This window comes from Caldicoprobacter sp., assembly GCF_047459465.1.
Lineage (GTDB): Bacteria > Bacillota > Clostridia > Caldicoprobacterales > Caldicoprobacteraceae > Caldicoprobacter.
Genome location: NZ_VSCO01000015.1, coordinates 1 through 21,608, shown reverse-complemented (window position 1 = coordinate 21,608; position 21,608 = coordinate 1). Strand labels below are relative to the sequence as shown.

The 21,608-nt window shown below is 47.8% G+C and carries 24 protein-coding genes and 1 other annotated feature; of the genes, 23 read left to right on the top strand and 1 reads right to left on the bottom strand.

Annotated features, from left to right (window positions below; genetic code table 11):
• Positions 1-1,052: transglycosylase domain-containing protein (locus FWJ59_RS02110; RefSeq protein ID WP_414480334.1), on the bottom strand; the 1,052-nt coding region annotated here is incomplete at its 3' end.
• A 202-nt stretch (positions 1,053-1,254) separates the two neighbouring features.
• Between FWJ59_RS02110 and yunB the strand changes: the two genes are divergently transcribed.
• The 23 genes from yunB (at position 1,255) to FWJ59_RS01995 (ending at position 21,528) form a co-directional block, all read left to right on the top strand.
• On the top strand, positions 1,255-1,920 hold the full coding sequence (gene yunB / locus FWJ59_RS02105) for a sporulation protein YunB (protein ID WP_414480333.1): 666 nt from the start codon (positions 1,255-1,257) through the stop codon (positions 1,918-1,920).
• 87 nt (positions 1,921-2,007) lie between these two features.
• Positions 2,008-2,241 (top strand) — a binding site (T-box leader).
• A 57-nt stretch (positions 2,242-2,298) separates the two neighbouring features.
• Positions 2,299-3,447 carry a pyridoxal-phosphate-dependent aminotransferase family protein gene (locus tag FWJ59_RS02100; RefSeq protein ID WP_414480332.1) on the top strand — a complete coding sequence of 383 codons (1,149 nt, stop codon included), beginning with the start codon at positions 2,299-2,301 and terminating at the stop codon, positions 3,445-3,447.
• Between the two features lie 10 nt (positions 3,448-3,457).
• Positions 3,458-5,053, top strand: a complete 1,596-nt coding sequence (serA, locus tag FWJ59_RS02095; protein WP_414480331.1) for a phosphoglycerate dehydrogenase — start codon at positions 3,458-3,460, stop codon at positions 5,051-5,053.
• Between the two features lie 153 nt (positions 5,054-5,206).
• Positions 5,207-5,752, top strand: coding sequence for a PRC-barrel domain-containing protein (locus tag FWJ59_RS02090; protein WP_414480330.1), 546 nt, complete (start codon positions 5,207-5,209; stop codon positions 5,750-5,752).
• Between the two features lie 26 nt (positions 5,753-5,778).
• A complete protein-coding gene (locus FWJ59_RS02085) occupies positions 5,779-5,958 on the top strand; it encodes a hypothetical protein (RefSeq protein ID WP_414480329.1) in 180 nt (59 codons plus the stop codon).
• 61 nt (positions 5,959-6,019) lie between these two features.
• The gene (locus FWJ59_RS02080) at positions 6,020-7,066 is read left to right on the top strand and encodes an AI-2E family transporter (RefSeq protein WP_414480328.1); all 1,047 of its coding nucleotides are present in this window, start codon (positions 6,020-6,022) and stop codon (positions 7,064-7,066) included.
• Between the two features lie 167 nt (positions 7,067-7,233).
• Complete coding sequence (gene alaS / locus FWJ59_RS02075; protein ID WP_414480327.1) at positions 7,234-9,879, top strand: alanine--tRNA ligase; 2,646 nt, start codon at positions 7,234-7,236, stop codon at positions 9,877-9,879.
• 92 nt (positions 9,880-9,971) lie between these two features.
• A complete protein-coding gene (locus tag FWJ59_RS02070; protein ID WP_414480326.1) occupies positions 9,972-10,238 on the top strand; it encodes an IreB family regulatory phosphoprotein in 267 nt (88 codons plus the stop codon).
• Between the two features lie 13 nt (positions 10,239-10,251).
• Entirely contained in the window at positions 10,252-11,199 is a 948-nt protein-coding gene (locus FWJ59_RS02065; RefSeq protein ID WP_414480325.1) for an aldo/keto reductase, read from the top strand.
• A 22-nt stretch (positions 11,200-11,221) separates the two neighbouring features.
• Positions 11,222-11,650 carry a Holliday junction resolvase RuvX gene (gene ruvX / locus FWJ59_RS02060; protein WP_414480336.1) on the top strand — a complete coding sequence of 143 codons (429 nt, stop codon included), beginning with the start codon at positions 11,222-11,224 and terminating at the stop codon, positions 11,648-11,650.
• A 4-nt stretch (positions 11,651-11,654) separates the two neighbouring features.
• The gene (locus tag FWJ59_RS02055; RefSeq protein WP_414480324.1) at positions 11,655-11,969 is read left to right on the top strand and encodes a DUF1292 domain-containing protein; all 315 of its coding nucleotides are present in this window, start codon (positions 11,655-11,657) and stop codon (positions 11,967-11,969) included.
• Between the two features lie 176 nt (positions 11,970-12,145).
• Positions 12,146-12,556: a flagellar basal body rod protein FlgB gene (gene flgB / locus FWJ59_RS02050; RefSeq protein ID WP_414480323.1), complete on the top strand. Its 411-nt coding sequence runs from the start codon at positions 12,146-12,148 to the stop codon at positions 12,554-12,556.
• A 3-nt stretch (positions 12,557-12,559) separates the two neighbouring features.
• On the top strand, positions 12,560-12,994 hold the full coding sequence (flgC, locus tag FWJ59_RS02045; protein WP_414480322.1) for a flagellar basal body rod protein FlgC: 435 nt from the start codon (positions 12,560-12,562) through the stop codon (positions 12,992-12,994).
• A gap of 14 nt (positions 12,995-13,008) precedes the next feature.
• Positions 13,009-13,305, top strand: coding sequence for a flagellar hook-basal body complex protein FliE (gene fliE / locus FWJ59_RS02040; RefSeq protein WP_414480321.1), 297 nt, complete (start codon positions 13,009-13,011; stop codon positions 13,303-13,305).
• Positions 13,306-13,531: 226 nt separating this feature from the next.
• A complete protein-coding gene (fliF, locus tag FWJ59_RS02035; protein WP_414480320.1) occupies positions 13,532-15,058 on the top strand; it encodes a flagellar basal-body MS-ring/collar protein FliF in 1,527 nt (508 codons plus the stop codon).
• 12 nt (positions 15,059-15,070) lie between these two features.
• Positions 15,071-16,084, top strand: a complete 1,014-nt coding sequence (gene fliG, locus FWJ59_RS02030; RefSeq protein ID WP_414480319.1) for a flagellar motor switch protein FliG — start codon at positions 15,071-15,073, stop codon at positions 16,082-16,084.
• A gap of 46 nt (positions 16,085-16,130) precedes the next feature.
• Positions 16,131-16,838, top strand: a complete 708-nt coding sequence (locus FWJ59_RS02025) for a FliH/SctL family protein (protein WP_414480318.1) — start codon at positions 16,131-16,133, stop codon at positions 16,836-16,838.
• A gap of 1 nt (position 16,839) precedes the next feature.
• The gene (gene fliI / locus FWJ59_RS02020) at positions 16,840-18,153 is read left to right on the top strand and encodes a flagellar protein export ATPase FliI (RefSeq protein WP_414480317.1); all 1,314 of its coding nucleotides are present in this window, start codon (positions 16,840-16,842) and stop codon (positions 18,151-18,153) included.
• 58 nt (positions 18,154-18,211) lie between these two features.
• Positions 18,212-18,676 (top strand): flagellar export protein FliJ, encoded by a 465-nt coding sequence (gene fliJ, locus FWJ59_RS02015; RefSeq protein ID WP_414480316.1) that lies wholly within the window; start codon positions 18,212-18,214, stop codon positions 18,674-18,676.
• Positions 18,663-19,265, top strand: coding sequence for a MotE family protein (locus FWJ59_RS02010; protein ID WP_414480315.1), 603 nt, complete (start codon positions 18,663-18,665; stop codon positions 19,263-19,265). Before fliJ ends, FWJ59_RS02010 begins: the two co-directional genes overlap by 14 nt.
• 54 nt (positions 19,266-19,319) lie before the next feature.
• Positions 19,320-20,684, top strand: coding sequence for a flagellar hook-length control protein FliK (locus tag FWJ59_RS02005; protein WP_414480335.1), 1,365 nt, complete (start codon positions 19,320-19,322; stop codon positions 20,682-20,684).
• A gap of 15 nt (positions 20,685-20,699) precedes the next feature.
• Entirely contained in the window at positions 20,700-21,122 is a 423-nt protein-coding gene (locus tag FWJ59_RS02000; protein WP_414480314.1) for a flagellar hook capping FlgD N-terminal domain-containing protein, read from the top strand.
• Position 21,123: 1 nt separating this feature from the next.
• Entirely contained in the window at positions 21,124-21,528 is a 405-nt protein-coding gene (locus FWJ59_RS01995) for a TIGR02530 family flagellar biosynthesis protein (protein ID WP_414480313.1), read from the top strand.
• Positions 21,529-21,608 lie beyond the last annotated feature (80 nt).

The window sequence follows — 21,608 nt, the reverse complement described above, 5'->3', positions numbered from 1 at the left end:
CCGCCTTCTTGGATCAGCTTCATGGCCCTCTGGCGGCCCTCATCGCCCGTCCAGCCGTAATGTTCCATTAGCCTGTCGCGAACGTCCAGTATGACGTATTCCACGAAATACGGCATGGGATAGAGGGAGTTACGGGTGGACTCTTTTCTCACGTAGAACCCTTGTTCTTCAGGGGTTTTATTTGGGTCCAGCTTGGCTTCCTCGTATTGTTCCTTGGTGATGAAGCCGTTTTCGTACATAAGGCGCAGCACTAAGTTGGTGCGATTGTAGGTTATCTCGGGCTTTCTACTGGGGTCATATAAATTCTTCCTAGGGTCATAATAGTACGGGTTTCTAAGTATCCCCGCCAGGACAGCGCACTCCCTCAATGTCAAATCCTTAAGGTCTTTCCCGAAATAATCCTGCGCCGCCGTCTTTACGCCATAGTTCCCGCTGCCAAAATAGCTGGTATTTAAGTATGCTTCTAGGATCTGCTCCTTGCTGTATTTCTGCTCAAGCTGAATGGCCAGGTAGGCTTCCTGGATTTTGCGCTTATAAGAGCGCTCTGGAGTCAGCAAGGTGTTCTTTATAAGCTGCTGGGTAATGGTGCTGGCGCCCTGTATGGACTCGTTGCGTAGGTTGTTTATAATGGCTCCCACCAGGCGTTTGAAATCAATACCATGATGGTAATAAAAGCGCACGTCCTCAACGGCTATGACGGCGTCCTGCAGCATCTTGGGGATTTCATCCAGCGAAGCCCACACGCGGTTTTCGAGGCCGTAGTATGGGGTGATCAGATTGCCATATCTGTCATATATGAACGAAGTTTCGCTCTGGTTTTCGATGCGCTCCAGGTCTAGGGTTGGCGTAGCGTCAAGGTATCCTTTTGCTATGCCTAAGAATGCACCAAATCCTGCAAAGCCCAAGAGTATGAAGAGCACCAAAAACATCTTTAAGGTGGTGACCAGTACAGATAATATGAAATTGGGTTGTCGAGTTTCCTTTTTGAAATAGCCTTTTATTTTATTCGCATCCTTTTTCTGGCCTTTATTCTCTTTGTCGTTTTTCTTCATTTTTGACCTCCAATACAAGGCAAGTGTTTAATGATAGTTTGGTTTTTTTATATTATAGCACAATCTTTATGAAAATCCTATTAAAATTGTAGCCTTCCATTTTAACATTGTATTACAAACCATTTTATTTTCACAAATTATGCAGATTTGAGTAACGATTTATCAATGCGGCTCATAAACTGTAGGGGAGGTGTGTACCTTCATGAGGCGCCGGAGAGGGACGTATAAAATCTTTATTATCATATCGATGGCACTTGCGATAGCACTCATTATATTTCTGATCATAGATAGAGGGATAAAGCCCACTGTTATAGCCATGTCGGAAGCCCAGGTGAGGTACATAGCCATAAAAGCTATGAACAACGCCGTTAAGAAGGTGCTCAATAGCGATATAAAGTATACCGACCTCATCAATGTGATGACCGATAGAAACGGCAAAATATCGCTGATACAAGCCAACACCATCAGAATGAACGCCTTAGCCACAGAGACGTCCAGCCTCGCCCAGGAGGAGATCCGCTCCATGGGGGCTGAAGGCATCTACATACCTTTAGGATCCATATTCAACAGCAAGATATTGGCTGGCTTGGGGCCAAGGATCAAAGTCACCATCATACCAATAGGATCGGTGGCCATAGATTTTGCCACCGAGTTTGAAAATGCCGGCATAAATCAGACCCGCCACAAGATTTACATGGTGATGGAGGCCAACGTCCGCATAGTCGTTCCCCTGGGCAGCGACACTGCCAATATAAAGACGAGGGTTCCAATTACGGAAACCATAATCGTTGGGGATGTACCCGATTATTACATAAACGTGGAAGGGACGAAAGAGGAGGATATCTTAAACTTGGTACCGGGCCCGTAAGATTAAAGCAGATAATTGGCATTTCACGGAAAAAAGCAATTGACATATCATAGAGTTTGTTGTAAAATTGACGATAAAATAAATATGGGAAAGACGATGAAGAGGAATAGTAAATAGGGAGCGAGCCTATTCAGAGAGGTAGCGGTTGGTGCGAGCTGCCAAGGCGGCCCTATTGAATCCACCTCGAAGTCGGTTGGGAAATAACCAATCCCGGTGAAGTCCGTTATCCTCAAATGAGGCCCGGACGCTTCCGGCCGAGATAAGGCGGATGCTTCTGGGCGAAATAAGGTGGCACCACGTGAAGATATTCCCGTCCTTGGCTTACAAGGACGGGTTTTTCAATTTTTGTAAAATTTTTTAAAGAGGAGGTAATGGCAAGTGAGGAAAGATAAGTTACTCATGACACCAGGGCCTACCATGATTCCCCATCGGGTTAGAGAGACCATGGCGAGGCAGATCATTCACCATCGCACTAAGGAGTTCGAGCGTTACTTTGTCAAGATGAATGAAAGCCTCAAAAAGGTGTTTCAGACCAACAACCAGGTGCTTACCTTGGTATCGTCTGGGACGGGCGGTATGGAGGCTGCGGTGGCCAACGCGTTTTCTCCCGGGGATAAGGTATTGGTGGTCAGCACGGGGGTGTTTGGCGATCGGTTTGTCAAGATAGCCACTCGATTTGGGTTGGACGTTAAAGTCATGAGCGTTCCGTGGGGGCGTGGCGCTGATCCGGAAGATATAAAAAAATTCCTGGACGGTCCCGAAGGCGATGGGATAAAAGGCGTGTTTGTCACCCATAACGAGACTTCTACTGGCGTAGCCAACGATATAAAGGGCATTGGAGAGGTGCTAAAAGGCCGTGATTGCCTGTACATCGTGGATGCCATAAGCTCCCTTGGCGGGATGGAGGTCAAGACCGACGAGTGGGGAATAGATATGGTGATTGCCGGTTCGCAGAAAGCCCTGATGTTACCCCCCGGATTGGCCTTTGTAAGCGTGAGCGAAAAAGCCTGGAATGCCATTGAAAAATCCAAGCTGCCCAAATTCTACTTCGATTTTTTGGCATATAGGAAGTCTTTAAATGACAATACCACACCCTATACCACCGCTGTGAGCCTGGTGATAGCAGCCAGCGAATCGCTGGACATGATACTTGAGGAAGGGCTGGAGAACATCTTCGCACGGCACAAAAACTTAGCTGAAGCGTGCAGGGCTGCTGTTAAGGCTTTGGGGTTGGAGCTGTTTGCAGATGAGAGGTACGCCTCGGACCTCATCACTTCTATCAAGGCGCCCGAAGGGATAGATATAGACCAGGTGCGCAAGACCATGAACCTGCAGTACGACATAATGGTAACGGGTGGGCAGCAACATCTCAAAGGAAAGATCATGCGCATCGGCCATATGGGCTATGTGGATGGATTTGACCTTTTAAAGACCATTACCGCTTTGGAATTGTCGTTGTTGAAGGCAGGCTACAAGCTGGAGCTTGGGGCAGGCGTAACAGCTGCTCTCAAAACGCTGAAGATGTGAGGTGGTTTTGGTGAAGATACTTGTAACCGAAAAAATAGCTAAAAGTGGTATTGAGCTGTTGCGTAACGATTTTGAAGTGGATGAGCGCACAGACCTTACCCCCCAGGCGCTGCTGGAGTGCATAGGCGAATACGATGCCCTCATCGTTAGGAGCGCTACAAAGGTAAACGCCGAGGTCATAGAGAGAGGGGTTAACCTCAAGGTGATCGGCCGTGCCGGTACGGGGGTAGACAACATCGACGTTGAAACGGCCACCAGAAAGGGGATCATAGTGGTAAACACCCCCGAAAGCAACAATATATCCACCGCAGAGCATACCATTGCTTTGATGTTGGCCCTGGCGCGAAACATACCACAAGCCTACACTACTTTAAAGGGCGGTAAATGGATACGCAGCAAATTCAAGGGAGTGGAGCTTTATAATAAAACGGTGGTGATACTGGGTCTGGGTAGAATAGGCTCCAACGTGGCAACCAGGCTAAAAGCCCTGGGCATGAACGTTATGGGGTATGACCCATATATAACCGATGAGAGGTTTGAAAAGCTGGGCGTCAAGCGACTAAATTCCATCGAAGAAGTCATGGCGGTGGCCGATTTCATAACTATACACCTTCCCAAGACCGAAGAGACGATAGGCATAATAGGCGAGAAGGAGCTTGCCATGGCAAAGCCAAACTTGAGGATAATAAACTGCGCGCGCGGCGGGCTGGTGGATGAAGAGGCCCTGTATCAGGCGTTGAAGAGCGGCAGAATCGCCGGTGCGGCCATCGACGTGTTCCAAAACGAACCAAAGGAGATGCCGGGCGGTGCTGAGTTTTACCATAAGCTGCTGGAGCTAGAAAACGTCATATATACGCCCCATCTTGGAGCTTCTACCGAGGAGGCTCAAGAAAACGTGGGGCTGGAGATAGCAAAGCAGGTATCCCAGGCACTAAAGGGCAACATAGTCAATGCAGTGAACTTGCACGGGCTTCACATCCGCAATATACATGCCCTGTCGCCTTTCCTGAAGCTGGCTGAAATAATGGGAAGGCTGTACTACCGGGCAGAAAAGCTCCCCGTACAGAAGGTCGAGATAATATACAGCGGAGATATAGCCAAGCAGGAGACCAAGATAATCACCCTTTCATATCTGTCGGGGTTGCTTGGATCCATCATAGAGGAGCGGGTCAACTTCGTGAACGTGGAGATGCTCATAAAGGACAGGGGCATTGAGGTGATAGAGAGCATCAGGAGCGAGGTGGACCATTACACCAATTTGATAACGGTAAAGGTCACTAATAGCAAGAAGGAGATCACCTTTGCAGGCACCGTATTTGGCAAGGACGGGATAAGAATAGTCAATTTCGGCGGATACGAGGTGGATTTCGAGCCCACGCCCTATATGCTGGTCATACAGAATTACGACAGGCCTGGGGTTATAGGCAAGATAGGCACCATACTGGGCAACGAAAACGTCAACATCGAGACCATGAGGGTCAGCCAGAATCGCAAGGAAGGCAAGGCTTTGATGGTGCTCAACGTAGACCAGGAAGTCAGCCCTCAGGCTTTGAAGCAGATCGAGATGCTGGATAACGTTTTAAGAGTAAGCTTCATAAAATTATGATTTTTTGAAATTCATAAAATCCGGCTCAATGCCGGCTTTATTTTTGCCAAAAATTAAGTTTGCCTCTACCGTCATCTTTTTTTAAGGTTGAGGGATAATAAAGAATACACAGCGAATAAAAATGGGGTTGATGTCAATGGGGATGCTTGGAAAATGCTGCAGGGGATGAAAAGAGGGAGACTTTTAGGGTTGCCCGTCATATCCGCCAGGACGGGCAAGAAGATAGGCGTTGTGGTGGATATCATATTTAAACCTGGACATCAAAAGATAAAAGGGTTGCTGGTGTCCAGCGAGGGTTTTGTAGAAAGGAAAAAGCATATTCCCCTTGAACGGGTGCGGACCATAGGCAGGCACGCGGTCATAGTGGATGAGCCCCTGCAAAACGATGAAGGTTTTGGAGCTTTGCCCATGGAAGGGGACGAGGAGTATGGCAATAGGATTTTGGGACGCCAGCTTTTGAGAGGGGACGGGCAGGAAGTAGGGCTTATCAGCGATATAATACTAGACCCCAATGACGGTACAATAGAAGGCTTTGAAATCTCCAGAGGGCTCATAGATGACCTATTGGAAGGGCGGTACGTCCTGCCATATGACGCATCCAATAGCATAAACGAAGATGCGGTGATCGTATCTATGGAACAGGTCCAGCAGCTAAAGGCATACAATAGAGGGATCAAAACTTTACTGGATATCAAATAAATTTGCAAGAAGGGAGTGGGATGCTGATGAACAAGTATCTAAGGGGCTTTATAGCAGGCAGCATGGTGGGCATTGCAGCCAGCATGCTTTTAATGTCCGATAGGGACAGCGATATGAAACGAAAACTTCTGAATGGCAAGAGTATCATGGACAGCGCTTCTCAGGTAATGGCTAGCATGCTGTCAGAAATGAAGGGAAGGAAATAAATAGAGGCCCGGAAACGGGCCTATTTTACGTACTAAAACAAAACAGGGTGGAGGCTGGCATGTGAAGGCGTACAGGGTTTATATCATCTTGGGAGCAGCATTTTTGGTATTTTTCACCTTGCTGTTTGCCGTGGTTTCCAATTGGGGGAAATTATCAAGCGTGTTACGCGTTATTTTCTTTGCAATCATAATTTCCTATATCCTGGTTCCTGTAAGCGAGTGGCTGGAGAGATTTATGCCCAGAAATGTTGCCATAATAGCGTTATTTGGCGGCGTAGCACTTTTGCTGGTAGCCATTGGGTTTTTGGTCGTACCGCCTTTCATAAAGCAGGTCATCTCTTTGAGCGAATACATACCGGAATATGCTCGCCAGTTGAAACAATTGGCTGCCGGTTTTCAGTCGAGGCTCAAAAAAATGGGGCTACCTTATGGCGTGCAGCAGGCCATGGATGAGGCCATAGAGGATATACAGAGGCGACTGGTTGAGATGATGCGGCATACCCTTGAAAGGTTTATGGGCGGTGCCTCTGGCTTATCTGAAGCCTTTATGATCCCAGTGCTGAGCTTTTATTTTTTAAAGGACAGGAAATACTTCAAAAGATTGATGGTCAACCTCATTCCCCTTCGGTACAGGAAGGGCATAATGCGCACCTTCTCGGAGGTCCATTACATTCTAAATCGCTTTATAAGAAGCCAGATCATTGTATCGTTGGTCATATGGGCTTTTACCACCATAGGATTTCTTATCGTCGGGATACCTTATGCCTTGCTCCTGGGGGTTGTGGCTGGCATATTTGAGATCATACCGTATTTTGGACCGTGGCTAGGGGCGGTACCGGCTGTGGTAATCACCTTGCTCAATGCTCCATCCAAGCTGATCTGGACCATAGTAGTGACGGTAGCCGTCCAGCAGCTGGAGGGTAGCTTTATTACCCCTAAGATTATGGGCGACCACGTAGGGCTTCATCCCGTATATATAATACTGTCATTGTGGATTGGCGGGATGTTTTTTGGAATAATGGGCATGCTTCTGGCCGTGCCTGTGGTGCTCATAATACGGGTTATAGTGAAAAACATATATTTAAGCATAGTGACTACCTCACACTAAGCGATAGCTTTAAAAGCAGAATTTGACATAATTGACAAAACATCCGGGGTTCTATATAATCATGAGTAAATAGCAGGATTAGGGCGGATTTTGCTTTAAATTGCGTCCCGCTCCTACCAAGGGAAGGAGACGCTTATTTAATTGTCTTACGGGGAGGAATACATGGGATGGAGAAATTAGGCCTTAACGAGATAAGAACAAGGTTTTTGGAGTTTTTTAGGAGAAAGGATCACCTGGTACTGCCTAGCTTTTCGCTGATTCCCCAGAAGGACAAAAGCCTCTTGCTGATAAATGCTGGCATGGCTCCGTTGAAACCCTACTTTACCGGGCAGGAGAAGCCTCCAAAGAAGAGGATTGCCACCTGTCAGAAGTGCATACGCACCCCCGACATCGAAAGGGTGGGCAAGACTGCCAGGCACGGCACATTCTTCGAGATGTTGGGCAACTTCTCCTTTGGCGATTATTTCAAAAGAGAGGCCATCAGCTGGGCATGGGAGTTTGTCACCCAGGACTTGAAGCTGCCAGAAGAGCGGCTGTGGGTCAGCATATACGAGCAGGATGATGAGGCGTTTGAAATTTGGCACAAAGAGATTGGGCTTCCCGAGCATAAAATCGTGAGGATGGGAAAAGAAGACAACTTTTGGGAGATAGGTACGGGGCCTTGTGGTCCTTGTTCTGAGATATACTTCGATAGAGGGGCGGACAAGGGTTGTGGCAGGCCCGATTGCGGTCCAGGCTGTGATTGCGACCGTTTTGTCGAGTTCTGGAATTTGGTATTTACTCAATTCGACAAGGATGAAGAGGGGAATTATCATCCCCTTCCGCATCCCAACATCGATACTGGTATGGGCCTTGAAAGGATCTCTGCCATAATGCAGGAGGTTGACTCCCTTTTTGAAGTCGACACCATAAGGGATATACTCGAGCACGTCAGCCAAATCGCCGGGGTTGAATACGGTAAGTCATACAATACCGATGTGTCTTTGCGGGTTATCACCGATCACATACGCAGCATCACATTTATGGTAGGCGATGGGATACTTCCCTCCAACGAAGGGCGCGGATATGTGCTTCGCAGGATCTTGAGAAGAGCTGCACGCCATGGCCGGTTACTGGGGATTGAGGAACCTTTCTTGAGCCAGCTGGCTAAAACGGTCATAAAGCAATCCCATCAGGCCTATCCCGAGCTCAAGCAGAGGGAGGATTATATTTTAAGGATAATACAGATAGAAGAAGAGCGCTTCAGGGAGACCATCGACCAGGGGTTGGCCTATTTGAAGGAATATATAGATGATCTGAAGCAACGGGGGCAGAAAGTTTTGGATGGCTCCAAGGCATTTAAGCTGTATGATACCTATGGCTTTCCCCTTGATCTCACTAGGGAGATCTTGCAGGAAGAAGGCCTTGAGATTGACGAGCAAGGTTTCCAGCAGGAGATGGAGGTGCAGCGGGAACGGGCCAGGGCTGCTCATCGCGTGACCGACTATATGGGCATGGACAGCAATATATACAAGCTGATCGAAGCCGATGCCTCAACTGATTTTGTAGGATATCAATCCCTTGAAAGCACCAGCCGCGTGCTGGCCATCATTCAAGGCGAGACAAGGGTTGAAAGCGCTACGCAAGGCCAGGAGATAGCCGTGGTGTTGGACCAAACTCCTTTTTATGCCGAAAGCGGTGGGCAGGTGGCCGATAAGGGCGTGCTACTGTGGGACGATGGCAAGGTCGAGATATACGATGTAAAGAAGCTGTTTGGCAATAAGGTGGTACATTACGGCAAGGTGCTCTCTGGTACCTTGAACCAGGACGATACGGTGCAGGCCATAGTTGATAAGGAGTTGAGGCTAGCGGCTGCTCGTAACCATACGGCTACCCACTTGCTGCACAGCGCTCTAAGGCAGGTTTTAGGCCCCCATGTGGAGCAGGCGGGTTCTCTGGTGACTCCTCAGAGGTTGCGCTTTGACTTTTCCCATTTCTCGGCGCTGTCTAGCGAAGAGCTCCGCAAAGTGGAGAGTTTGGTAAACCAGAAGATTATGGAGGCCATCCCCGTTGAGGTGATAGAGACCACTTTAGACAAGGCTGAGAAGATGGGAGCCATAGCTCTGTTTGGAGAGAAGTATGGAGAGATGGTGCGGGTTGTCAAAATAGGTGATTTTAGCATTGAGCTGTGCGGGGGAACGCACCTTACCAATACCGGTCAAGCAGGGATGTTTAAGATACTCAGCGAATCGGGGGTTGCGGCCGGCGTAAGGAGAATTGAAGCCATAACCGGCTTTGAGGTATATAACCATCTTTTGAACCAGGAAAGGCTTATAGCCGATATTTGCAGGGAGCTTAAGACCAACCCTTCTGACCTTGAGGGTAGAATACAAGGTTTAGTGGCCCAAATCAAGGAGCAGGAAAGGGAGATAGAGCAGCTGCGCGCTAAACTGGCCTTGAGTTCTGTGGACTCGCTGATTGAGTCGGCTAAGGATGTGGGCGGCATAAAGTGCATTGCTGCCTGTGTGGAAGGCCAGGATATGGAAGGCTTGCGGGATATGGTGGATGCCGTCAAGGGTAGAGTAAAGCTGGGGGTTGTGGTATTAGCTACCGTAAGGGAAGGCAAGGTGCACTTTGCTGCCGGAGCCACCAAGGACGCTGTGGCCAGAGGCGTCCATGTGGGGAATTTGCTGCGAGAAGTGGCTAAAGTAGCAGGTGGCGGCGGTGGTGGGCGTCCTGATATGGCCCAGGCCGGGGGTAAAGATGCAAGCAAGATGCAGGAGGCTTTGGATCAGGTGTGCGTTTTGCTGGCCAAGCAGCTGGGTATAAATTAATTGAAAGATGGCCATTTTATGTTTGAAAAAATATGCAAAATAGAGTAAGATAAACTTTGAAGAATTCCTCTTAAAAGGCAGGTAAATATTATATGAATGGCGATCTTCAGGAAACCATGATGTTTAAGCTCAAGAAAGAGGTGTCTGAAACTCCGAGGGACATCCTACTGAGCGTTTATCAGGCCCTGGAGCAAAAAGGCTATAACCCCATAAACCAATTGGTGGGGTATTTTATATCGGGCGACCCCACCTATATAACCAGCCATAAAAACGCCCGTTCCCTCATCAGGAAGCTGGAGAGGGACGAACTGCTGGAGGAGCTGCTCCGATTCTATATAGAACATAATCTCAATAGATGAGCGAGCAGCATCCATGCAGTACAATAGGCTGGGCAAGACGCCCATTGTAGTATCCAGGCTGTGCTTTGGCAGCCTAACCATAGGTCCCTTGCAGAGAAACCTTCCTTTAGAAGAAGGAGCAGCTGTCATACGCAAGGCCGTGGAGCTGGGGGTAAATTTCATAGATACGGCCGACCTGTACGGCACATATCCTTATATACGCGAGGTTTTAAAGTCGCACAGAGACCTGGTAATAGCTTCCAAATCTTATGCCTATGATACCCGCACTGCCCGCGAAACTCTGGAGCGGGCTTTGAGAGGCATAGGGCGCGACTATATCGACATATTTTTGCTCCATGAGCAGGAAGGTCCTCTTACCCTAAAGGGACACAGGGAGGCATTGGAATATTTTATTGCCCAAAAGCAGAAGGGGATCATACGAGCGGTGGGAATCTCTACCCATTATGTAGCAGCAGTAAAAGCAGCAGCTGTCATGGAGGAAATCGATGTGATACATCCCATACTCAACTACCGCGGAGTAGGCATAGTGGATGGTACTTTACAAGATATGACGGCTGCCATAGAGCTGGCCTATACAAACGGCAAGGGCATATATGCCATGAAGCCTTTAGGAGGGGGACACCTTATTTCTGAGTTTAAACGGGCTTTAAAGTTTGTTCTCGACTTCCCGTACATCCATTCTGTTGCCGTAGGCATGCAAAGGATTGAAGAGGTATATGCCAATGTCAGCTTCTTTGATAAGGGAGAGGTACCGCATATTCTGGAGGAAATTTTGAAATCCTATAAGAGAAAGCTGCTTATACAGGACTGGTGCGCTGGATGCGGCAGATGCGTGGCGCGTTGTCCGCAGGGCGCTCTTTCCATTGGACAGGAAGGCAAGGTTGAGGTTGACCATAGCAGATGCGTGCTTTGCGGCTATTGCGGGAGCGCTTGCCCAGAGTTGGCAATAAAAGTAATATAACATGGGGGAAAGGGATTGGCCTGTGAGGATACTGGCTTTGGATGTGGGTGATAAACGCGTAGGGGTAGCTGTCAGCGATGCCATGGGATGGACAGCACAGGGGCTTCAGACCCTTGAAAAATCCAGCAAGGAAAAGCTGTTTTCAAACCTATCCAGCATATTGAAGCAGTATAATCCTGAAAAGATAGTCATTGGCCTGCCTGTAAACATGAATGGCACGTTGGGCCCACAGGCCGATAAGGTGAGACAATTTGCCAAAGAGCTTAAGAGCATATATTCTGGGGAAATTGTCTACTGGGACGAAAGGTTGACCACCCTTTCAGCCCATCGGTTAATGATAGAGGCAGGGGTTCGACGTGACAGGAGGAAATTAAAGGCTGACAAGATAGCAGCCGTGCTCATTCTTCAAAGCTATCTGGATTACTTAAACAATAAAAAGAAAGAAGGTTGATCTTATGGAAATGGAATCCAACATAATCGAGCTTATCGATGAGAACGATGAGGTTGTCCAGTTTGAACATCTGCTCACTCTGGATTTCGATGGCAGGGAGTACATCGTGCTGATGCCCATAGAAGAGGATGAGCCTGACTCCGATGAAGGAGAAGTGGTCATTCTCAGGGTAGAGCAGGATGATGAGGGAAACGACATATACGTTTCCATCGAAGATGAGGAAGAACTTGAAGAAGTCTTCCAGGCATTTCTCCAAGTTATCGAGCAAGAGGAAGTTATTGATGAAGGTGAAGAAGAGCCTTTTGAGGCTGAAGAATAGAGCAGATAAGCTCCTATAGTAAACCAACAAATATAGTAAACCAAAAAAAGCGCATTTTCGCAAAAATGCGCTTTTTTGGTGACAAAAATTTTCTTTTTGAACAAGGATTTTGTGATTTTTTATCGAATATAATTGATAAATAATGTTGGATAATTGTGGTTGGCAGGTGGTGAAGGTTGATCAACAGGCTTTTTAACCATATGGGCGTTTTGGAAAAGGCTTTGGACGCTTCGTGGTTGCGAAATGAAGTCATAGCCCACAATATCGCCAACGCTGATACCCCCGGCTATAAAAAATACAGGGTTGAATTTGAGGAGGAGTTGAAATCAGCTCTTGAATCCAGCGGGTTGAAGGGTAAAAAGACGAGGCCTAAGCACCTGGACATAGGGACAAGTTCCATCGAAGAGGTTAGGCCTAGAGTTGTGCGCACCTTTGGTACTCAGATGAGGGAAGACGGCAACAACGTCGATATGGATGAGGAGATGACCAGCTTAGCGAAAAATGTCATCCTGTATAATGCGCTAGTGCAGAAGATATCAGGTGAGTTTAACAAGCTAAAGATGGTCATAAGCGAGGGGAGGAGATAAAAGATGTTCCGGGCATTTGACATAAGTGCTTCAGCCCTTACGCTGCAGAAGCTGCGCATGGATGTAATCGCTCAAAACATCGCAAACGCCCAGACTACAAGGACAGAAACCGGTGAGCCCTATCGCCGTAAGGTTGTGGTGGTAAGGGAAGGGCAGGATGCCAAGCCGTTTTCGCAATACCTGCAGGAAAAGTTAGGAAGTTTTTCGGGTAGCGGGGTTAAGGCCGTCAGGGTTCAGGAGGACCCCACTCCTTTCAAGAGGGTTTATGACCCAACCCATCCCGATGCCGATGAGGATGGCTATGTGCAGATGCCGAATGTAGAGATACTCAGAGAGATGGTGGACATGATTTCGGCCACTCGATCTTATGAAGCCAACGTCACCGCTTTTAATGCTGCCAAGAATATGGCATTGAAGGCACTGGAGATAGGCAGATAGGAGGATGATGGTATATGCAGATAAGCTCCATTGCGGCTTCTGGAAACGTTACAGGTATATCAAGCAGTTTAAGAAAGCAAAACGGGCAGAACCTATCGTTTAGCGACGTTTTGAAGCAGGCCATTTCTGATTTGCAGCAGCTGCAGAGGACCAGCGCATACAACAATTATCTTCTGGCTACCGGCCAAGCGGAAAGCCTTCACAAGGTCATGATAGATGCTGAAAAAGCCGAGATCGCACTTCAATTTACCCTTCAGGTCAGAAATAAGCTGCTGGAGGCTTATCAGGAGATCATGCGCATGCAGATATGAGTCGGTTTTTTAGCCGCGAAGTACCACAGGTGATGAAGTCCCATTATTGTGTAGGTGTAAGGTAGATGAAAATAGGTCGAAAGACCGATTTATTTGTTTGGTAATTTTATGTAAGATGAAGATACATGTTGTCGAAGAGTGGTGACTCTTAAAAGAGCTGATCAGCAGGGAACATTCATATGTTACCTGCTGAAATTATAATAGGCAGTAGGAAAGCGGGGATTAAATGGCGTTGGCACTGGACACCATAAAGCAACAATTAAACCAGTATTGGGAGAAGTTGACCAGCGCGCAAAAAAAGGCGTTTATCGTCGGAGCAACTGCGTTGCTGGCGATCATAGTCCTTGCTTCATTGCTTTTATCCCGGCAGGAATATGTGGTACTTTACAGCGGTTTGGACAGCCAAGAGGTGGCCGAAATATATTCCAGGTTAAAAGAGCTTAACGTTGAGCCAAAGGTACAAGGTACATCCACCATATTGGTTCCCAAGGACAGGGAAGTAGAGCTTAGAATGCAGCTTACCAGTGAAGGATACCCCAAAACGGGTTTCAATTATGACATATTTTTACAAAACAGCAACTTTGGCCAGACGGATGAGGAGAAAAGAGCATTGCTCATCATGCAGCTGCAGGAACGTTTAAGCCAGGCCATCAAGTTTTTAGATGGAGTAGAGGATGCCGTTGTGACCATTGCGATGCCCAAGGACGATGCCTTTGTGCTCAAGAGCCAGCAGGTGCCGGTTACGGCCTCAGTGATCATTAAAACAAAGCCGGGATATAGCATTAGCGCCTCCCAGGCCAACAATATAGTGCGTTTGGTGGCTAAGAGCGTACCAGGATTGAAGGAGGAGAACGTCACCGTTATTGATACAAACATGAACGTTTTGACAGGCACTGGTGCCGAAGAGGAAGAGATGGTGGGAACCCAGTTTGAACTGGAGCACCGGCTGGAGGATCGCATACGGGATCAGGTCATCAGCTTGTTGGAGCCAGTGTTCGGATACAGGAAGGTGGTTGCTACCGTCAATGTCAAGCTGAATTTCGATAAGAGGACCACCGAGTCGGTGAGGTTTGAACCAGTGGTGGATGAGGACGGGATAATTGCCAGCCGTGAGGTTTTGAGGGAAAAGGTGAGAAACGCCATCCCCGGAGGGGTTGTAGGTGAGACTTCCAACACCACCCAGTATCCCGAGCTTGAAAGCGCTGAAAGCGGTACATACGATAGGACCCATGAGATAGTCAACTATGAAGTGAATGAGATAAAGGAAATTCTGGAGCAGCAGCAGGGAAAAGTGGAGGACCTATCCATTTCGGTTATCATAGACAATGAATTCTTAAGCCCGCAAATCCTTACGCAGGTTAAAGAGCTAGTGGCGGCCGCAGTTGGAACGGATATTTCAAGGGTGGTGGTACAGAATATGAAATTTGATACCTCGCTACAGGAGCAGTTGCTCGAAGGTTTCGAACGGCGCCAAGACCAAAGGCCGGAATGGCTGTACTGGTCAGTGCCTCTGTCAGTGGCTTTTGCCATTATCGTAGCCTTTATAGTCGTAATGCGCATGCGTTCGCGCCGTATCCAGTTAGAAACCGCTACTGCCCAAGAGATACTGGCTCAGGAGCCCCAGCAGCCGTCTACGTTGGAGTTGGAATTGACCAACGAGTACGATGAGATCAAAAAGCGACTTGAAAGGCTGGTCACCGAGCGGCCTGAAGCTGTGGCGCAGCTGCTGCGCAACTGGCTGAGCGAGGAGTAGGAGGAGATTGGCATGCTTACCGAGAGGAGAACATTGACAGGCAGAAAAAAGGCCGCTATCTTGCTCGTTGCGCTTGGTAAAGAAAAGGCTTCCGAAATATACAAGCATTTGAACGAAGATGAAATCGAGCAGCTGACCCTGGAGATAGCCAATCTATCCAGGGTTGATGCCGAAGTTAAGAACCAAGTAATTGAGGAGTTTTATCAGCTATGCCTGGCTCAGAATTACATATCCGAAGGCGGCATCGAATATGCCAGGGAGATCTTAGAGCGGGCCCTTGGCAGCCAGAAGGCTTTGGAGATAATCAACAAGCTGACTTCGTCTCTGCAAGTGCGTCCTTTTGATTTCATTAGAAAAGCTGAGCCAGCACAAATTCTTAACTTTATACAAAACGAGCATCCTCAAACCATAGCCCTGGTTTTGGCCTATCTGCGTCCACAGCAAGCAGCCGCCATAATCTCCTCGTTGCCTCAGGAAAAACAGGTAGAGGTGGCTACCAGAATAGCCCTGATGGATCGCACTTCGCCGGATGTCATAAAAGAAGTGGAAAGGGTTTTGGAGAAAAAGCTTTCTTCCATGCTGACAGCCGACTTTACCAATGCTGGTGGAATCCAAGCTTTGGTGGATATACTGCTGTCGGTTGACCGGGGTACAGAAAAGTACATAATGGAAAATCTGGAACTTAGAGACAGGGAATTGGCTGAAGAGATAAGAAAAAGGATGTTTGTGTTTGAGGATATCGTTACCCTGGATAATCGTTCCATACAGAGGTTCCTGCGGGAGGTCGACAACAGCGATCTGGCTTTGGCGCTAAAAGGAGCCAGCGAAGAAGTCAAGAAGGTTATATTTGCCAATATGTCCAAGCGCCTGCAGGAAATGATAAAGGAAGATATGGAATATATGGGACCGGTGAGGCTCAGAGATGTGGAAAATGCTCAGCAGAAGATAGTGAACATCATCAGGCAGCTTGAAGAAGCCGGTGAGATCATAATATCGCGGGGAGGCGGTGATGAGGTAATTGTCTAACGTGTTTAAATCTCACAGCATCTGCCTTGATCACCAAAGTCGATTTATGTTGCAACACAAGATGCGGTTTGAGGTTGAAAGCGATGACTCTGGCGATGATTCTGGCATTGCTTTACAAGCGACAAAACCGGTTGAATGCCTGATAGAAATGGCCAAGCGGGATGCTGATGCCATTCGCAATAATGCCCAGGGAGAAGCCCATGAAATAATAGCTCAAGCGACCAGTGAGGCTCAAAGGATAAAAGAACAAGCAAAAGAGGCAGGATTTCAAGAAGGTTTCCAAGAAGGATTCCAGGCTGGTTTCCAAAAAGGGCTGGAGGAGGCTCAAAAACGGTTTTTAGCCGAAATCGATGAAGCCCAGCGCCTGAAAGAAGAGATCATAAGGGAGAGGGAGTCGCTTTATCAACAATTTGAGCGAGACCTGGTGGCTTTAGCAGTGGATATCGCCAAACGAGCCATATATGACCGCCTGGAAGCCGATGACGAGGTTTTAGCTCAGGTAGTTGAATCAACCCTTAGGAAAATTCAGGGTAAAGTGAAGGTACAGCTTAAGGTGAGCAAGCACGATTACAGAAGGATATCCAGCCTTAAAGAGCGCGTGTTGTCCAAGCTGCACCATATTGAAAGTATGGACATCATTGAAGATGATTTCTTAAGCCCTGGAAGCTGCGTGGTGGACACTGGTAGAGGCACGATAGATGGCAGCGTTGACGTACGATTAAGAGAAATCGAGGCTGTTATGGTGGGACATTGACATGGTATGTATCTCGTTTGATAAATATAGGGATATGTTAAACGAGATTGAGATTATAAGGTGTACGGGGCAGGTAGTACAGGTTATCGGCCTTACTGTAGAAGCCGAAGCGCCTGCCGGGGAAGTGGGGGAAATATGCCATATATACAATACAAAGGAAACCGCCTACATCCCTGCAGAAATAGTCGGCTTTCGCAAGGACAGGATACTGCTCATGCCATACGGGGAACTGAGCGGCGTGGGGCCGGGCAGCAAGGTGGTATTGACCGGCAGGCCATTTAAGGTTGCTGTTGGCAGCCAATTGATGGGGCGGATACTGGATGGGCTGGGCAATCCCATGGACGGGGGCGCTGCGATAGAACCTGAAGGATGGGCCAGCATTCAAAATGTTCCTCCTCACCCTCTAAACCGGCAAAGGATCTCAAAGCCGCTGGTGCTGGGGGTGAGGGCTATAGATGGGTTGCTTACCTGCGGACAGGGGCAAAGATTGGGGATATTTGCAGGAAGCGGCGTAGGTAAGAGTACCCTGCTGGGAATGATTGCGCGCAACACCCTGGCTGAGGTTAACGTCATCGCTCTCATAGGCGAGCGGGGTAGAGAGGTCAGGGAATTCATAGAAAAAGACTTAAGAGATGGGCTTAAGCGTTCGGTCTTAGTGGTTGCCACATCGGATCAACCGCCGCTGGTGCGCCTAAAGGCAGCTTTTGTGGCTACCACCATAGCTGAGTTTTTCAGGGATAAAGGGAAAAATGTGCTGCTCATGATGGATTCGATAACGCGCTTTGCCATGGCTCAGCGGGAAGTAGGTTTGGCCATAGGCGAGCCGCCGGTTTCCAGAGGGTATACCCCATCGGTGTTTTCGATATTGCCCAAACTGCTGGAAAGAGTGGGTAATGGGGAGAGGGGTTCCATAACAGGCCTGTACACCGTGTTGGTGGATGGAGATGACTTCAATGAGCCCATCAGCGATGCTGTACGCGGAATACTGGATGGACATATACTGCTGTCGCGAAGGTTGGCCAATAGGAACCACTATCCAGCCATTGATGTACTGGGCAGCGTCAGCAGGGTAATGCCCGATGTGGTGGACCAAAGCCATATGCAGCTGGCGGGGAAGATAAAGGCGCTTATGGCGGTTTATGAAGAAGCCAGGGACCTTATCAATATAGGTGCCTATCGCCGTGGAAGCAATCCCGAAGTAGATGAGGCTATCGATAAGATGCCTCAGATAACTGAATTTTTGCAGCAGGCCATAGACGAAAAGGTTGATTTTGAGGACACTCGCCAGCGGATGGAAAGGATAGTCAGCCAGTGAAATCGCAAGGGTTCACTAAATGATATCCAGAAGGCTGTGATTTGGAGAGACGTGTCCAATGGCTAAGTTCAAGTTTTCGCTCGATGCATTGCTTAGAGTAAAGCAACTGAAGAAAAAACAGACTGAAGGAGAATATGCCAAGGCTCAAAGGGAGCTGGATATGCAGCGGGCGGTATTGTCCAAGTTGGTTGACGAATACCGCGGCCTTACCTCAGATATGGAGCAGTTGACTGCAAAGGGTACGACGGCGCGCCACATGAAGCTGTATGCTTCTTATTCGGGCTTGCTTCAGAAGCGCATAAAGTTTCAGGAACAGGTAGTTGCTGAGGCAAGCAATAATTTAGACTCCATAAAGGTAAGGCTTATCGGTCTGGTCAGGGAGGTTAACGTGTTGAGCGAGATGAAGGAAAGGCAGTATTACCAATACCTCTTGGAGACCGAAAAGAGGTATCAAAAGGTAGTGGACGAATATGCGGGCTATAAAATATACAGACAGGGTGGACAGGTAAATGGCAAGGAATGATAGGAACACAAAGGGAAAGGTGGGAAAAAGTTTAGCAGCAGATACCAGTGGTGCCGCAAGGCTTGTAATCTTTGTGGTGCTGCTGTTTATCGTGACCGGTGCAGGATTATCGCTTCTTTTCAATGTGGGAGGTATAAGGGATACTGTTGTAGCATTGCTGTTCCCTTCTAAAATAGATGGACAACTGCGATCCAATGAAGATAGCGAGTTACAGCAGCAGCTAAAAGCCATTGAGGATGAAAAAAATAGGCTGAAAGATTTGGAAAGTCGCCTTAATACCTTAAAGGGCCAGTTGGAGGACAAGCAGCGACAACTGGAGCAATGGGAACTGGAGCTTGAGCAAAAGGAAAAAGAAATGGAGGAATTGCAGCAAAAGCTGTCGGCCCAATTTGAAACTATAAAGGATATAGCTAAAGTTTATGAGAATATGGATGCAGAGCAAGCCGCCTCCATTTTATCCGAGATGGAAGATACTGCTCTCGTAATCCAGATACTCAAAAATATGCCGGTGGAAAGAAGCGCTGAGGTTCTTGGAGAAATGGATCCCAAAAAGGCGGCAGAGTTGACGCGGCAAATGGCTGGGCAATAACTTCCCAGCTTTTGCATAAAAGCCGTGTGGGAAGGAGGTGAAAAGGCTGTGGAGATGGCTTTAATACAGAGGATCATGCCAAGCAACGTTAACTCCGAAGAAAAACGCTCACCTGCTGCATCAGAGGAAGGATGCTCTGGAGAGTTTGGCCTGGTGCTTCAAAGCCTCATGTCGCTTCAAGTTGCGGGTTCCGGTGGAACAAGCGATGATAAGGGGAATGAAGTGCTTTCATCGGCATCGTCAAAAGCCATGGCAGCAGCGTTGAAAATTCCTTTACATCTGCCGGGATATCAAATTTCCGAAGATATGGCATCGCACCAGTTGGTGAAAGTACTTCAAGATCACATTTCCCAGGTTCAATCGATGCATTTTTCGGATCAGGCGTTGCCGGAGCAATTATCGTCTGAACAAATATTGTCGGAGCTAATGTTTTCTATGCCGGAAGAGGCTCATGGTGTCGAGGCTGTGCCTTACCAGAATGTAACCGCGCTTTTGCATTCAGCAAATGGCATTCAGGAGTTCCATGGAAAAGCACAAGGGCAACTTTTCAATGTTGTATATAACGTTTCTACCGGCGATGTTGAGCCCACTGTGAAGGAATCCTCGGCTTTGAACACGCTAGCTCGGGGCGAGAAATCATACACTTCGGAAATTGTGGCAGGCATCAAAGAAGATGTGGGCTTGAAAAGGGATGGGACTGCTAAAAGCAGCTATTCAGATCCGCTGGAAGGTGTAACTGCACAGCCCAGAGGCTCTCCCATAACCTTGAAGGCCGACGTTGGGCGCCCAAGCGACGAGCCTATGGCTTTGCATGTAGAGTATATAGAACAAGGTATATACCGTGATGCGGCTGCTTTGGATGAAGGGAAAGAAGAATTCCAATTCGATTTAAACCAGGCCCAGGAAGGCCATGCATTAGAACACTTATATGCTGATGGGCAGCTGCAGCAGGCGTCTAATGATGAGGTGAGCAACGTACACGGCCAACGGGCTTTGAACTTTAATGAAGTGCTGGCCGATATCGCTGATAGGGTGAGGGTCTTATTGTCGGACAAGCGATCCGAGATGGAAGTGCTCTTAAAACCACCCGAACTGGGCAAGATGGTCATAAAAGTGGCCATAGAAGATGGAACCCTTCAGGTTAGAATCACTGTGAATTCTAATGCGGTTAAGGATTTCTTGCAGTCGCATGTCCAGGAACTTAAAGCAATGCTTGTTCAAAAGGGTTATAGCTTTGCGAATATTGATGTAAATATCGGCCAGGATTATCAGCAGCCGCAGCACAATGGAATGGGAAATGGCTGGCACTTGGAAAAACCGATTAGAAGGGTAAGGCCTGACATGGCAGAACTGCAGCGCAGCATCATTAGCCCGGCTGCATATTATAACGGCCACCATAGGTTCGATTGCTTTGCGTAAAAAGGAGGTATAGAAATGTATGTGAGCAGTGTAAACAGTCAAGCGTATACTGTGAAGAATTCGAAACAGTCCGACAATCATCTGGGCAAGGACGCATTTTTAAAGCTTCTTGTAACGCAGCTGAAGTATCAGGACCCTTTAAATCCCATGGAGGATAGAGAATTCATCGCCCAACTTGCGCAGTTCAGCACTTTGGAATTGATGCAAAATTTGAGCAACGATTTTACTTCCCTTAAGGCCATGGGGCTGCTAGATAAGATAGTTTATGCAGAGAAGAGGTCAGAGAATTCAGGATGGGTTACTCCAGTGTACGGGAGAGTTGAGGGGGTCTCAATGGTCAACGGCAAAGTAATCCTTCACGTCAATGGAAATGATGTTGCTTTGGATGATGTAAAGGAAATCTATTCTGAAACAGTAGATAAACAAGGGGATAAGTAATATGGACAGCAGCAAAGTAGAATACAACCGTCTCGTCTATACCGGCAGAATATCGGGCATTCCCCAACAGTCCGGCTCTCTCAGAAGGGTCAGTAACGGAGTAACCAATATCGGCTTTGATGAAATACTGAAAGAAGCAGTACGGAATGAGCAAGCCATCAAATTCAGCAAGCATGCCCAAATCAGGATGAGGCAAAGGAATATCCAGCTATCACAGGATGAGATAGACAGAATCGGCCATGCCATTGAAAAGGCAAGGGAAAAGGGCGTGCGGGATTCGTTGGTGCTTATGGGCAATCTTGCATTTATAGTCAACGTTCCTACCAGGACTATCGTTACGGCAGTGGATGGCGAGAACATAAAGGATAACATTTTTACAAATATCGATGGCGCAGTGGTACTGTAGCCGGACCCCTTTGGGGAGGCTGCATCATTCCTGAACGACAGAGGGAATGAGCTGCGCCGATAAACCAAAGGAGGTTGTTG